Origin of the sequence: Geobacter sp. SVR, from assembly GCF_016865365.1 — a bacterium.
Lineage (GTDB): Bacteria > Desulfobacterota > Desulfuromonadia > Geobacterales > Pseudopelobacteraceae > Pelotalea.
The window spans coordinates 1,555,758-1,569,482 of the sequence record NZ_AP024469.1; the positions used below are offsets into that span (position 1 = coordinate 1,555,758).

Sequence of the window (13,725 nt, forward strand, 5' to 3'; positions counted from 1 at the left end):
AAGTTCGATGTAGTTATTATTTACGAGGAGGTGTGTCAATGAACAGGCAGGGGATCGTACTTGCGGCATTGTTGCTCGGCGCAGTGCCTGCGGTGTGCTTTGCGGCGCCCGCCGAACCGGGGGCCTATGTTTCCGGCTTCATCGGCGCGACTATTCCGAGGGATTCCGATGCATCCAGTACCGATTTCGTCACGGGTCTGAATTTTGACGACCGCGTGGAATTCGATCCTGGTATCTATATCGGCGGTACCGGCGGATACGATTTCGGTTTTCTGCGGCTGGAGGGGGAGATGTCCTACCGTCATACCGAGTTGAAGGCGGTCAGGGACAGGATCTCCGGCGTCAATTATCGCAGCGTGGACGGCAGCCTGGACATCTTTTCCATGATGGCCAACGCTTACATCGATCTGCACAACGCTACCCCGGTGACCCCCTACCTGGGAGGGGGGATCGGTTTTGCCGCGATGAATCTCAGTGACACCTCCGGCATCAATACTGTCAGTGGTGTCCGGACGAACCTGTATGGCGACGGAGATGACACCGAGTTTGCCTATCAGGCCGGAGGCGGGTTCGAGATCGCCTTGAACCGGCACTCGTCCCTTGATGTGGGGTACCGCTATTTCAGGACAAACCGGGCGAATTTCGAGTCAGACCGAGGGATCGACACCAGTTTGCGATTCGAAAGTCATAATGCCACCATCGGATTCAGGTACAGATTTTAAGCAGGGCCAGGCAGAACGATTGCCATAAAAACTTTGGCAGCCCGCCTGGCGATCAGTGATCACCGAAGGCTGTCGAAAACCTGAAAGGTCTTCGCAGCTCCACAAGGAGCGACGCAATGAGACGTTTCACAATGGCAATGATACAGGTTGCAGCGGTAATGCTCCTGCTGGTCGTGCCGGGGATGATCCGGGCCCAATCGCAGCCACCCGCCTCTGCTCCACCGATAGGGCAGCAAATGCTTCGGGAGGGCACTCTGGCAGTGGAGCTGCAGAAAGCCTTGGAGCTTGGCACGGATGATGATGAAGTCGAAGCGGAAAGCCGGCTGGGAGCGGTCGGGATTACCCCGCGCAACGGCTGGATAGCCGATTATCCGGTAACGCCGGATATCGTGGGCGAGCTTCTTAAATCGGTGCGTGATTCGGCGGCTGGCAACAGGCTCCCGATGGATGCCGACGAGGCGCAAAGGCGCTTGAGCGCGGTTCTGGATGCGCAAGGACTGGCGCTCAAGCCGGCCGAAGGCCCCACCAGTGTTCAGGCGCCTGTGCCCGGGCAGGTTACGGCCCCGGCTCCTCCCGGCGATCTGGGCAATTATTACGTGGACCAGGGACCGCCGATTGTGACGTATTATGCCCCCCCAGTCACCTATTATCCCTTGTACAGCTGGGTTCCCTACCCATTCTGGTGCGGCGGGTTCTGGTTCTCCGGATTTTTCGTGCTCAACGATTTTCACCGGCCGGTTTTCGTGCATAACCGGAACGTCTTCGTTTCGAATCATTTCAGGGATATCGACAGAAACCGCGTTTTTCGGGTCGATCCGTACCAGCGGTACAAAGGGCGTACCTACTCCGGTATCGGCGTCCGGAGCAGAACCGGTTTGCCGACCGGCGTTCGGCACAGTGAACAGACCATCTTCAATCGGAGCATCAATCGCGGAGGTGCGGGCACGCCTCGCACCCCTCATGCCGTGACGCCCGGAACCCGCATGCAGAGCATACCCCGCGGCGGATCACCCAGCGGTGCGGTCCAGACGTCCCCCCGTGGAGGTGCGGCACCCGGTGTCCGTATGGAATCGGTCCCGCGCTGGGGAGATAGTGGCGGATTCGGCAGCAGTCCTGGCGGCGGCGGCTTCAGCCGCGGCGGTGGAGGGGGCGGTGGCGGTGGTGGTGGTGGTCGTGGCGGCGGCGGAGGGGGTGCAGGAGGCGGTGGGGGAGGGAGAGGGCGGTAGCGAACTTTGGGGTACTAAAAAAGGGGAGGCGTGTCTGCCTCCCCTTGTAATGCAGGGATCCTATTTCCTGTTTTTTTGCGCTTTGGCCAGCAGGTCTCCCAGAGTTCCCATGCCGGCAGGTTTTCCCGTTGACTGCTGCCGGAATTCCGCCAGCGACGCTTCCTCCTCTGCGGCTGCGCGGGCGACCCCGCCCAGGGAGAGGGAGATACGCCGCTCCGCCCTGTCGATGCTCTCCACCTTTACCTCGACGCTCTCCCCTTCTTTCAGCACTTCGCGTGGATGGTTGATGCGCTTCCCGGCGCCGAGCTTCGATATGTGGATCAGCCCGTCCACTCCCGGCGCCAGGGTGACGAAGGCTCCGAAAGCAGCCAGCCGTGCCACGCTGCCGGTATGGAAGGAACCTTCCGGAAACTGCAGTGTCACCTGATCCCAGGGATCGGCCAGGGTATCCTTGAGACTCAGGGTAATTTTCTCCTTGTCACGGTCGATGGCTTTGATCGACACCTGCACCTGCTGACCGACACTCAGCACCTCCGCAGCATCCTTCACCCGGGCCCATGCGAGTTCGGAAAGGGGAACAAGCCCTTCCAGCCCCCCGATATCGACAAAGGCGCCGAAGGGCTGTAGAGAGGTGACCGTGCCGTTGACCCTCATTCCCTCGGAGATGCCGGCCTGAGCCTCTTCCCTGAGCCGTTGCTGTTCCTCCTCCAGGAGCACCCGGCGCGAGACGATGATGTTGCGGCCATGTTCGCCGTACTCCATGATCCGGAAGGACAGCCGGGTGCCGATCAGCGAGGCCGGGTCATCGATGCGCCGCAGCGCAATCTGAGAAAACGGGCAAAAGGCGCGTGCCGTACCCCCCAGTTTTACTTCGTAGCCCCCCTTGATCTCCTTTTCGACCAGCCCTTCCACCGGAATGCCCGACTGCCAGGCCCCCTCCAACTGAGCGCTGCCGGATGCGCCTCCGCCGACCTTGGTGGTGAAACGCATCTCGCCATGGCTCGATGACAGGAAATAGACCGAAATTCGATCACCTTCCCCGACGGTGACCTTGCCGTCAAGATCGAGAAATTCCTTACTGTCGATGATGCCTTCGCCTTTTTGGCCGATGTCGATGAAGATCCATTCGCCGGTAACCTTCAGAATCTGAGCCGTTACCTTTTGGCCCGGCTCATGCCAGCGGCTCCCCTTGCTGTCGAGGCTCTTTTCGAACAGATCGGCAAAATCTTCCTCTTCCTGCGTTTTGTCTCTGTTGTTTTCCGCGTCTGTCATGACTCTTCCGCTCCTGTTCCCGAAGTGCGTTTTTTTGCCGGGGGCGCCTTCTGGCATTCCCCACGGAAACGCCCCGCAGGCATGTGCCGGCGGGGCGCGATTGCCAGGAAGGCGCTGCGGACGCTATTCCTTGAAGGCCCGCATCATCAGCTCATAATCCTCCAGAAGAGACTGAAGGTCTTCCTCGTGCTCAACCTCCTGCTCCAGAATCTGCAGCACCATGTTGTAGGTGACCGGATCCTTGTCCCGCGTCAGATCCATCAGCCGCTTATAGACCCCGATGGCACACTGTTCGCCCTTGATATTCTGTACCAGCAGGGTTTTTACAAAGGGATCGTCCGGCGCGTCATACCCGCAGTTGGAGAGCTGATACCAATCGGCCGGCGTGGTCACCGGTGTGCCCCCCAGTTGGATGATTCGCATGGCCACCATGTCGGCATGCAGCAGCTCCTCGGTGGCGTGCTGCAGCAGCTCGGCCCCTACGGCATCTTTCATGGGGCCCTTGACCAGCTTTGCACCCAGCCAGTACTGGTAATACGCCAGCCACTCGTCGCAATATGCCCGCCGGAGCAGGTCCAGCAGTTCATCCACGTTCATGCCGATTATTTCGCGTCCTTTGGATCCCATGCTTGCCTCCTGAGTGTGGTTCTCGAGCTGCGATCAGGCCAGTATAACCAAAAATCGCCAATGTTCAATACAAACCCGATCTCCTATGGCGTCCCGGACTGCCGCTGGTGCTGATGTATCCACGACAGGATTGATTCCGTACTCCTCGTCCCGGATATCTGGGCGATGATGTGCCCGTTTTTCAACAGGAAAAGGGCGGGAATGCCCTTCACACCAAACCTGGCTGCCAGCGCCCGGTTTTCCTCGGTATTCACCGTTACCACCGCACCCGCGCCGGCCAGACTTTCGGCCACCTGTCGCACCACCGGTGCGAACGAGACGCAGTGGGGTCACCAGGGAGCCCAGAATTCCGCCAGGATGAAGCCCTGGCAGTTTCGGACAAAGGCATCGAAGGTTGTATCACTGAGCGGAACCGGATGAATATACAGTACGGGCAAGGCTGACCCGCAGCTGCCGCATCGCCCCGATATCCCTTCACGGGCGTCCGGGACCCGGTTTGCCGTTCCACAGGATGTGCACGTTATCACATGACCGGACATCAGTGTCACCTCCTCAATACGGCTTGTATTTTTCAAAGTATAGAAGAAAAACGGAAAGGAATCAAAAGGGGGGGCAGGGTCAAGATGTGAAAAGCCCCGGTCGGATGACCGGGGCTTGGTGATGCGGCCGTATCGGGAACGGTTACAGGCCCAACTGCTTGAAGAAGTCATTGCCTTTGTCATCGACCAGGATGAAGGCCGGGAAGTTCTCCACCTCGATCATCCAGACCGCCTCCATTCCCAATTCGGGGAAATCGATGCATTCCACCCTCTTGATGTTCTCTTCGGCCAGCACGGCGGCCGGGCCGCCGATAGAGCCGAGGTAGAACCCGCCGTATTTCTTGCAGGCATCGGTCACCTGCTGGCTGCGGTTGCCCTTGGCGATCATGATCAGCGAGCCCCCTTTGGACTGCAGCTCGTCCACATAGCTGTCCATGCGGCCGGCGGTGGTGGGGCCGAAGGAGCCGGAGGGTTTGCCCTTGGGAGTTTTTGCCGGGCCGGCGTAATAGATGGGATGGTTGAGCAGGTACTCCGGCAGCGGCTTGCCGCTGTCCATGATCTCCTTGAATTTGGCGTGGGCGATATCGCGGCCGACCACGATCGTACCCGAAAGCAGGAGCGGGGTGGATACCGGGTGCTTGGTCAGCTCGGCCAGGACCTCTTGGATGGGGCGGTTCAGGTTAACCTTGACGCCATGTTCATGTTTTCCGCGGTACTGCTCGGGGATCAGCCGGCCGGGATTGCGGTCGAGTTCTTCCACGAACAGGCCGTCCCTGGTGATCTTGGCCTTGATGTTGCGGTCGGCCGAGCAGGAAACCGCCATGCCGACGGGGCAGGAGGCGCCGTGGCGCGGCAGGCGGATCACCCGCACGTCGTGGGCAAAGTACTTGCCGCCGAACTGGGCGCCGATGCCGAGCTTCTGTGCCGCTGCCAGGAGCCGGTTTTCCAGCTCGATATCGCGGAAGGCCTGACCATGCGCGTTGCCCTTGGTGGGCAGCCCGTCCAGTTCCCTGGCAGTGGCGAGCTTGACGGTCTTCATGCAGGCGTCGGCCGAGGTGCCGCCGATCACGAAGGCGATGTGGTAGGGGGGGCAGGCGGCTGTGCCGAGATATTTCATCTTCTCGACCAGAAACTTCTCCAATTTTTCGGGGGTCAGAAGCGCCTTGGTTTCCTGGAAGAGCATGGTCTTGTTGGCTGAACCGCCCCCTTTGGCCATGAACAGGAACTTGTAGTAGTCGCCATCGGTTGCCATGATGTCGATCTGGGCCGGCAAATTGGTGCCGGTGTTTTTCTCTTCGTACATGTCGAGCGCAACGGTCTGGGAGTAGCGCAGGTTCTCCTCGGTGTAGGTCTTGTAGACCCCCTTGGAGAGCCATTCCTCATCCTTGACGCCGGTCCAGATCTGCTGCCCCTTCTTGGCGACAACAGTGGCGGTGCCGGTATCCTGGCAAACGGGCAGTTCCAGGTTTGCGGCAATTTCCGCATTGCGCAGAAACGCCATGGCAACACCCTTGTCGTTCATGGATGCTTCGGGATCGCTCAGGATCTTGGCAACCTGCTCATTGTGCGACGGGCGCAACAGGAACGAAACGTCCCGCATGGCTTCGTTGGCCAGAATGGAGAGCGCTTCCGGACAGACCCTCACAACATCCTTATCGGCGAATTTCTCGACGGTCACATATTTCTCTGAGCCCTCGATCTTGCGGTAGCTGGTTTCGTCCTTGCCCAAAGGAAACGGGTCCTGGTAGGTGAATTCGGGGGTTGCCATCGGTAGTACTCCTTTCATGGGGTATGATGCAGGCCTTGAAGAGGCGGATAGATTGGTACGACTCGGGAAAACGACTGTGCAGCACTACAGTCCAACAATAGTAGCAGTATATTGTATACAGTTCAACTTCACGGCATACTAGATAAAAAAGCCTCTTTTGTCGAGAGGGAAGTTCCGGCGGAAAAAAGGATTAAATTTGACAGTTTTCCTGGGGGTGTGATAGGTATGACCTGCTTTGACACTGAAAGTACGAGGGCTTTTTCATGTTTAAAAATCTCCGCGAGGATATAAATTCGGTTTTCGAGCGTGATCCCGCTGCGCGTAATGCGCTGGAGATCATCTTCTGCTATCCCGGTCTACATGCCCTCTGGATCTACCGTATTGCCCACTGGTTCTGGACCAGGGAGTTCTTCTTTCTTGGCCGCTTCATCTCCCATGTCGGACGATTCCTGACCGGTGTCGAGATCCATCCCGGCGCCAGGATCGGCCGCAAGTTCTTCATCGACCACGGCATGGGGGTGGTCATCGGCGAGACGGCAGAAATCGGCGACAATGTGACCCTGTACCATGGCGTGACTCTGGGAGGGGTGACCTGGGACAAGATCAAGCGTCATCCGACCTTGGACGACAACGTCGTCATCGGCTCCGGCGCCAAGATATTGGGACCCTTCACGGTCGGCAAGGGGGCCAAGATCGGCTCGAATTCGGTGGTGGTCAAGGCTGTGCCGGAGAACGCCACCGTGGTCGGTATTCCGGGCCGGGCGGTCCTGGCCCAGGAGAAAAAGGAGGATCAGGGCAAAGCCGATCTGCAGCACGGGCAACTGCCTGATCCGGAAGCCAAGGCCATCGCCTGCCTGTTCGACCAACTGCGCGATTTGGAGAAGAAATACGATGCCTTGGCAAAGGAGCATGAAGAACTGAAGAAACGGCTGGGTTAGTCAGCCAGGAACTGCTTTGCAACGCGTCAGGGATTTGAAAGTCCTTGACGCGTTGCTGTATTCACCATATGCGCGCACAATCCCCATCTTTCGTCCCACCTTCCGGCACCTGCCAAACAATGTATCACTCGGATTTGTCATGCGAATCGTACGTGTAATTTGTCTAAATTATTGCGCTTATATTTTAATTTAAAATTTATTGACATGATCCTGAATGTGTGGTGAAGTTCGTGCCCTAAAATAATTTTATAAGGGCATGCCAATGATGTTGCAGCACATACTGCACGTAATCCGCCCGTTGCGACGACCTTCGGGATTTTACAAAACCGCTCTTCCGGTTTGATGCCGGAGAGCGGTTTTTGCGTTCCAGGAGAGCTGGGGATGTCCCCTGAGCAGAAATAGCCAGCTAGACAGGCCCTGGAAAAGGGGAAAGTGAGGCAGAAACAGGTATCTTCTCGTCTCTGCAGAGCGTACCGGAATGATGAATGGCAATGCCAGCATGAAAGGAGGGTATATGACATATCCCTGGCTCCAACGTGAAATCACCTGTGTCGGCAAAGGCTTAAAGCGTGGCGATCACGTGCCTGACGTCAGGAAAGTGCAGGAATGGCTGACCCTGCACGACTTTGGCGTCGCCATCGACGGCGACTTCGGACCGGCCACGGAACGGGCGGTAATGGCGTTCCAGCAGAAAAATGATCTTTCCGGGAATGGTGTCGTGGATCAGGGTACGTTTGCTGCTCTGACAGCCCCTTTGCAGCGCGTGTTATCTCCTCCCTCTGCCGCGCCGACCTTGGGTGCGATGATGCTTGCCTGCGCCGGTCAGCATCTGGAAGAACACCCCCGCGAAGTAGGAGGTCAGAATCGGGGGCCATGGGTACGGCTCTACATGGAGGGGAACGAGGGGCAGGAATGGGCTTGGTGCGCCGGATTCACCTGTTTCATCATGCGCCAGGCTGCCGATGCCCTCCCGGCGAAGCTTCCCGTCAAACCTACCTTTTCCTGCGATGAGCTGGCTGCGCGAGCGCGGGCAGCAGGGATCTTCGTCTCAGGGATGCATCTCACCGATCCGGTCAGCCAACTCACCCCCGGCTCCATATTTCTCAATCGGAAAAGCGTTACAGACTGGACCCATGCTGGCCTCGTCACCGCCGTCCACAATGATACCTTCGAGAGCATCGAAGGGAACACCAACGACGCCGGTGATCGGGAAGGTTATGAAGTCTGCCGCCGCATTCGAGGGTATGACAACAAGGATTTCGTCCGTATCCAATAGAAAGAGGACCTGCCATGTTCTTTGTCACCAACAAGGCCATCAACGAACCGCTGCTCAGCAAGATTGAAGTACCGCGCCGCATTACCTTCAACACCGAAAACAACCAGGCCGGCCAATCCATCTACTTCTGCCGCCGTAACGGGGCCAACGACTATACCGAGATCGGCAGTGCCAACCTGCTTGAGGAGCTGCGCGTCTCTCCGGCGGAGCAGATCCTTGTCTATATTCACGGCTTCAACAATCAGCCGGAAAGTGACATCTTTCCCCGTGCCCAGGAACTGCAACGGCTTTTCGATGCCGTGAAGCAGAACCTGGTGCTCGTGCTTCCCATCATCTGGCCTTGCAGCGACCATATTGGCATCATTCGCGACTATTACTACGACGAGGATGCCGCCGATGCCAGCGCCTTTGCCTTTGCCCGGCTACTGGAGAAGTTTCTGAACTGGCAGAAAGTCAACTGCACCGATGGCGTGCCGTCATGTCTCAAAAGGATCAATATGCTGGCCCATTCCATGGGCAATCGTGTGCTGCGCGGCACATTGCAGCGTTGGCGTGAATACGGGGAAACTTCATCACCGCTGCTGCTGTTCCGCAATACATTTCTCGTGGCAGCCGACATCGAGGACGAATCGCTCCAGAAGAACGGCAAAGGTACCCAAATCTGCGAATTGTCCCGGAATGTCACGGTTTATTATGCCAATGACGACCTTGCCTTGCGTACAAGCAAAGTGGCCAATGACGGCAATATGATCAACGGCCGGAGAAAGCGCCGTCTCGGCCATTCAGGTGCGGAAGATACCGAGCTTCTTCCGCGGAATGTCTACCTGGTGGATTGCGACGAAATCAATAACCTCTATGACAAACCCAAAGGACACGCCTATTTCCTCAATGACGACAAAGGCCAGCCAGGGCTGGTGTTCCAGCATATTTTGCACTCGGTGCAGTGCGGGCGGGTAGATATTGATGCGGCCACGCGGATGAAGATTCTCGGGTGTACGTGAGAGTGATTCAATGACCCTTTTTGTGTATGGAATCGCCGCTCGTGTGCGGTTTTGAATCCGATCCTGTATTCCCCTGAAATCGGAGGGCAACGAAATGGAGACACGATCACTTCTGGGAATCAACCCGAGCCGTCAGTATCTGCTCGGCAAGCTGATCGATTATCGTGAGCGTTTGAAACGCTATAAATCAGCCGAAGCTGCCCCCGGACCCGAACGTGCCCAAGTACTGGCAAGCTGCGAGGCATACCTGCTGGACATTGAAAAGGCCCTGACCGCGCCGGGGCCGTTCTGGCGGAAAGAGACCTTCACGGCATGGCATCTTTTTCATCGCTTTGACGAAACGCTCTTTCTCCTCATGGAGCGGGCCGAACTGAAAGCCCAGGGATGGGAACTGATCCAGGGGCTGAAAAATTCCTCCCTGCCAGCGCAGAGTTGCGCCGAATGGACTGTCAAGCTCCAGGACAGTCTCAAAAAGCTCGAAGGCACACCTGCGCCTGAAGAGGTGCGGGAAGCAGCCTTCATGATCAACTCGGCCACCTATGTTCATAACGACTTCGCAGACAACCTTTTCTGGGACATCTGGTGCAAGAAGTTCATTGCGCTCATCCACGTAATATGCCTTGTGGTTCTGCTGGCAGCATTCATCTGGTGCTGCCATGGCAGTGGCATTGTCCTTACCTTTTGCTCCGTGCTCCTGCTCGGTGCCATCGGGGGGCTCGGAAGCGGTATCCTCACGTTTCAGCCGGTCAGTATGGCGTACGGGCACTTCTGGGTAACCACGCTGTATCATGCCCTGGTGCGGCCAGTTCAGGGGGCCATGGCTGCCCTTATGGCCTTCTGGCTGATTCAGAGCGGCTACCTGATCAGGATTGATCCTCCTCTGGCCTCCTGTACGGCAATCGTATCCTCATGCACGAACATACAAGGAGAACTGCCGGTGATAGGACATTTACCGTCAGGTGTTGTGCCGGCATTCAGTCTGTGTTCTTCGGCAAAGCAACCAGTCAAGGAAACCGCTTCGTTCATCAACCTGACCGCCACGTGCGGCATGCAGATCTACCTGTATCTGCTGGTTCTTCTTGTGGCGGGTTTCTCCGGTGACAAGGTGCTGAAGACCGTTTCAGACAGGATGATGAACCAGCTCTTCAACGACGCCGAGAAGACGAAGGAGGGGGGGAAGTGAGGTTGAAAGCCTGCAGATGAGCTGATGACGATTGAACTGAACAGCTAACCGGGATAAAGGGAGAATTGCTATGCAAAAAGTGATGATAGTGATATTCGGCGGTCTGCTGGTAGCAATGAGTGGCTGTGCAATACCACAAACCAAAGCTCTGACATTGAACATCGACACTACCAAAAGTTCCGTTCTTACCTATCCGGCTCAGATACGAGGAGCCTACTTTTTCAGACCTGAGGACCATGTGAAGATGTGTTCCGAGCCGGTACCCGACGTGGCGATGGAGTCGCTCGAAAAATTGGCGGCCAGCCTGAAAGCGAAGACTGCGGCAGACCTGACAATTGAACCATCATTGGCTTATGAGCTGAATTCCAAGGCTGTCGAGCTTGCCGGCAGAACGCAACTCGTTTTGCTGGCAAGGGAGATGCTTTTTCGTGCCTGCGAGCTCTCGATTAATGGGAGTGGCAGCTCCGAACTCTCAAAACAGATATTCGAGAAGGTTGTCGATGTCATAGGCGAAATCGCCAAAACCGATCAAACAAAGGCAGATACAGCCAAGGTCAAGGCAGAGAAGGAAAAGGCCGAAGCAGAGGCAGAGCTTGTCAAAGCTAAAAAGGCGTTGGGTGTTGTCCTTGATGGTGACAAGAAAAAGAAGGGAGAGGATAAATGAACAAATATCTCGATGTAATAAAGGCCCTGAAAGACCAGAATACAACGGTGTCGCTGTACTATCCAGGGAAAGGTTTTTGCCGTGGTACTATAGAAGATGTAAGAGACGACTTTCTAACTGCCAAGGTTGATCAGGGAAACGGCGGCAATGACAAACTGGTCATGCATTATACTCAATTCATTATGCAGAGAGACTGAACGGACGTTCAAGTAGTTCGATCCGATCCACGGAAAAGGGCGATCAGAGAAGCTGAATCGTCGCGAGACATCTCACACTCGATGGATATCATCGATCATCTTGACGCCTAAAATCAATTCTGCCATATTCGGACAATGATAAAGCGACAAACCACCATCAATCGCATCTTTAAGGTCTCAGGCATCGGGTTGCATACCGGCCGCGAAGTAACCCTGGAGTTCCTGCCCCGCCGCGAACCCGGCATCGCCTTTGTTCACAACGGTACCATCATCCCGGCCCGCTACGACATGGTGGCCGACACCCGGCTCTCCACCCAGATCGCCAGCAATGGCGCCTCGGTAGCCACTATCGAGCATCTGATGGCGGCCTTCTATTTCTCCGGCATCACCAACTGCCTGGTTTATATCGATGGGCCGGAAGTTCCGATTCTGGACGGTTCGGCCTGGGAGTTCTACCAGGGTATGTGGAAGGCCGGCGTTTACGAATTTCCCGAGAACGGTGTCTATCTCAAGGTGCAGCGCCCCGTGGAGGTCAGTCATAACGATGCCTGGGTGCGCATCAAGCCGCTCAACACCCTCGATATCACCATGTCGATCGAATTCCGCCAGCCGGTGGGCAAGCAGCGAAAGCGGGTCACCGATGTAGAGAATGCCTTCTCGATCGTCAACTCCCGTACCTTTACCTTGCTGGAAGAAATCGAGGCCATCAAGAAGGCGGGGTTGGCCAAGGGGGGATCGCTGGACAATGCGGTGGTGATCGGCGAAGACGATGTGATCAACCCGCAGGGGCTGCGTTACCGCAAGGAACTGGTCAACCACAAGATCCTCGATCTGATCGGCGACTTCTACACCAGCGGCTACCGCATCCTCGGCAAGGTCGAAGCCAACAAGACCGGCCATTATCTCAACAACAAGCTCCTGAGGGAGCTGTTCTCCGACCCCACCAATTACGCCATCTATTGAAAAACTGCAGCAGGTCCGATCTGTTGCGTTGCCACAAAAAAAGCCGCCCCGGGATTTTGGGGGCGGCTTTTTTACATGTTTGATTGGCTGGGTATTGAATAATCTCAGGTTGCTCAAAACTAGTCAGATCGTTGCACCCGCAGAAAGGCCCGCGGAGGCGTAGTACCCAAGGGCATAAACAGCGCTACGCCGCACAAGGATGGCTTTCGAGGACGCGGCGAGATGGCTGTTTTTCAGCAACCCGTCTAGACGTTGAAGCGGAAGTGCATTACGTCGCCGTCTTTGACCACATACTCCTTACCTTCCAGGCGCATCAGCCCCTTTTCCTTGGCCCCGGTTTCGCCGTTGCAGGCAATGAAATCGTTGAAAGCGATCACTTCGGCGCGGATGAAGCCCTTTTCGAAGTCGGAGTGGATTACGCCGGCCGCCTGGGGAGCCTTGGTGCCGTTGACGATCGTCCAGGCGCGTACCTCCTTGACCCCGGCGGTGAAATAGGTGATCAGCCCCAACAGCTCGTATCCGCTGCGGATCAGGCGGTCCAGGCCCGATTCGGCCAAGCCCATGTCCTGCAGGAAGGCCTGTTTCTCTTCCCCCCCCAGTTCCGAGATCTCCGCCTCCAGCTGTCCGCAGATCGTGACGACCCGGGCCCCTTCCTGGGTGGCGATCTCACGCACCATGGCCACATTGGGATGGTTGCCGTCCAGATCGTCCTCGGCCACGTTGGCCACGTACAGAACCGGTTTGTCTGACAGCAGGTGCAGTTCCCGCATCCACAGCCGCTCGTCCTCGTTCTCCACGATTCCCTTCAGCTTCTGGACCTGCTCCAGCCGAGCCTTGACCCGCAGGTAGAACTCGACCTCTTCCTTGGCCTTCTTGTCCCCGCTGCGGGCCATCTTCTCGGCGCGCTGGATCTTCTTTTCAACTGTATCCAGGTCGGCCAGAGCCAGCTCGGTATTGATCACCTCGATGTCATCGGCCGGGGAGACCCGTCCGCTGACGTGCACCACGTTCTCGTCGTCGAAGCAGCGCACCACGTGCACGATGGCGTCGGTGCTGCGGATGTGGCCGAGGAACTGGTTGCCGAGTCCTTCGCCCGAGCTGGCACCTTTGACCAGGCCGGCGATATCCACGAACTCGATGGTGGTGGGCTGGATCTTCTGGGGATTGACAATGGCCGAGAGCTGGTCCATGCGGGGATCCGGCACCTGCACGATGCCCACGTTGGGATCGATGGTGCAGAAGGGGTAGTTGGCCGATTCGGCGCCGGCCGAGGTGAGAGCGTTGAAGATGGTGGACTTGCCCACATTGGGGAGTCCGACAATGCCGCAGTTGAAACCCATGTTAAAAAC

At 57.0% G+C, this 13,725-nt stretch carries 14 protein-coding genes; 9 read left to right on the forward strand and 5 right to left on the reverse strand.

The annotated features are described in order from the left end of the window. Positions 1–38: 38 nt before the first annotated feature. Entirely contained in the window at positions 39–722 is a 684-nt protein-coding gene (locus GSVR_RS07170; RefSeq protein ID WP_173197176.1) for an outer membrane protein, read from the forward strand. A 116-nt stretch (positions 723–838) separates the two neighbouring features. Next, positions 839–1,948 carry a hypothetical protein gene (locus tag GSVR_RS07175; RefSeq protein ID WP_203978828.1) on the forward strand — a complete coding sequence of 370 codons (1,110 nt, stop codon included), beginning with the start codon at positions 839–841 and terminating at the stop codon, positions 1,946–1,948. Positions 1,949–2,008: 60 nt separating this feature from the next. Here the strand turns inward: GSVR_RS07175 and rpsA are convergent, their stop codons facing one another. From rpsA to GSVR_RS07195, 4 genes are all read right to left on the reverse strand, one after another. Next, on the reverse strand, positions 2,009–3,220 hold the full coding sequence (gene rpsA, locus GSVR_RS07180) for a 30S ribosomal protein S1 (RefSeq protein WP_173197178.1): 1,212 nt from the start codon (positions 3,218–3,220) through the stop codon (positions 2,009–2,011). A 123-nt stretch (positions 3,221–3,343) separates the two neighbouring features. Next, on the reverse strand, positions 3,344–3,847 hold the full coding sequence (locus tag GSVR_RS07185; protein WP_173197180.1) for a ferritin-like domain-containing protein: 504 nt from the start codon (positions 3,845–3,847) through the stop codon (positions 3,344–3,346). Between the two features lie 83 nt (positions 3,848–3,930). Beyond that, the gene (locus GSVR_RS07190) at positions 3,931–4,386 is read right to left on the reverse strand and encodes a co-chaperone YbbN (RefSeq protein ID WP_173197182.1); all 456 of its coding nucleotides are present in this window, start codon (positions 4,384–4,386) and stop codon (positions 3,931–3,933) included. Between the two features lie 142 nt (positions 4,387–4,528). Continuing rightward, entirely contained in the window at positions 4,529–6,154 is a 1,626-nt protein-coding gene (locus GSVR_RS07195; RefSeq protein WP_173197184.1) for a fumarate hydratase, read from the reverse strand. 263 nt (positions 6,155–6,417) lie between these two features. Here GSVR_RS07195 and cysE point away from each other — a divergent pair, with 263 nt between their 5' ends. From cysE to lpxC, 7 genes are all read left to right on the forward strand, one after another. Next, positions 6,418–7,092, forward strand: coding sequence for a serine O-acetyltransferase (gene cysE / locus GSVR_RS07200; protein WP_173197186.1), 675 nt, complete (start codon positions 6,418–6,420; stop codon positions 7,090–7,092). A gap of 514 nt (positions 7,093–7,606) precedes the next feature. Then, on the forward strand, positions 7,607–8,368 hold the full coding sequence (locus tag GSVR_RS07205) for a peptidoglycan-binding protein (protein WP_173197188.1): 762 nt from the start codon (positions 7,607–7,609) through the stop codon (positions 8,366–8,368). 14 nt (positions 8,369–8,382) lie between these two features. Further along, the gene (locus GSVR_RS07210) at positions 8,383–9,369 is read left to right on the forward strand and encodes an alpha/beta hydrolase (RefSeq protein WP_173197190.1); all 987 of its coding nucleotides are present in this window, start codon (positions 8,383–8,385) and stop codon (positions 9,367–9,369) included. A gap of 94 nt (positions 9,370–9,463) precedes the next feature. Continuing rightward, a complete protein-coding gene (locus tag GSVR_RS07215) occupies positions 9,464–10,552 on the forward strand; it encodes a hypothetical protein (protein ID WP_173197192.1) in 1,089 nt (362 codons plus the stop codon). 70 nt (positions 10,553–10,622) lie between these two features. Further along, the gene (locus tag GSVR_RS07220; RefSeq protein ID WP_173197194.1) at positions 10,623–11,216 is read left to right on the forward strand and encodes a hypothetical protein; all 594 of its coding nucleotides are present in this window, start codon (positions 10,623–10,625) and stop codon (positions 11,214–11,216) included. Beyond that, positions 11,213–11,413: a hypothetical protein gene (locus GSVR_RS07225; RefSeq protein ID WP_173197196.1), complete on the forward strand. Its 201-nt coding sequence runs from the start codon at positions 11,213–11,215 to the stop codon at positions 11,411–11,413. The genes GSVR_RS07220 and GSVR_RS07225 overlap by 4 nt, the downstream gene beginning before the upstream one ends. 135 nt (positions 11,414–11,548) lie before the next feature. Then, on the forward strand, positions 11,549–12,376 hold the full coding sequence (lpxC, locus tag GSVR_RS07230) for a UDP-3-O-acyl-N-acetylglucosamine deacetylase (RefSeq protein ID WP_173197198.1): 828 nt from the start codon (positions 11,549–11,551) through the stop codon (positions 12,374–12,376). 245 nt (positions 12,377–12,621) lie between these two features. Here the strand turns inward: lpxC and ychF are convergent, their stop codons facing one another. Beyond that, positions 12,622–13,716, reverse strand: a complete 1,095-nt coding sequence (gene ychF, locus GSVR_RS07235; RefSeq protein ID WP_173197200.1) for a redox-regulated ATPase YchF — start codon at positions 13,714–13,716, stop codon at positions 12,622–12,624. Positions 13,717–13,725 lie beyond the last annotated feature (9 nt).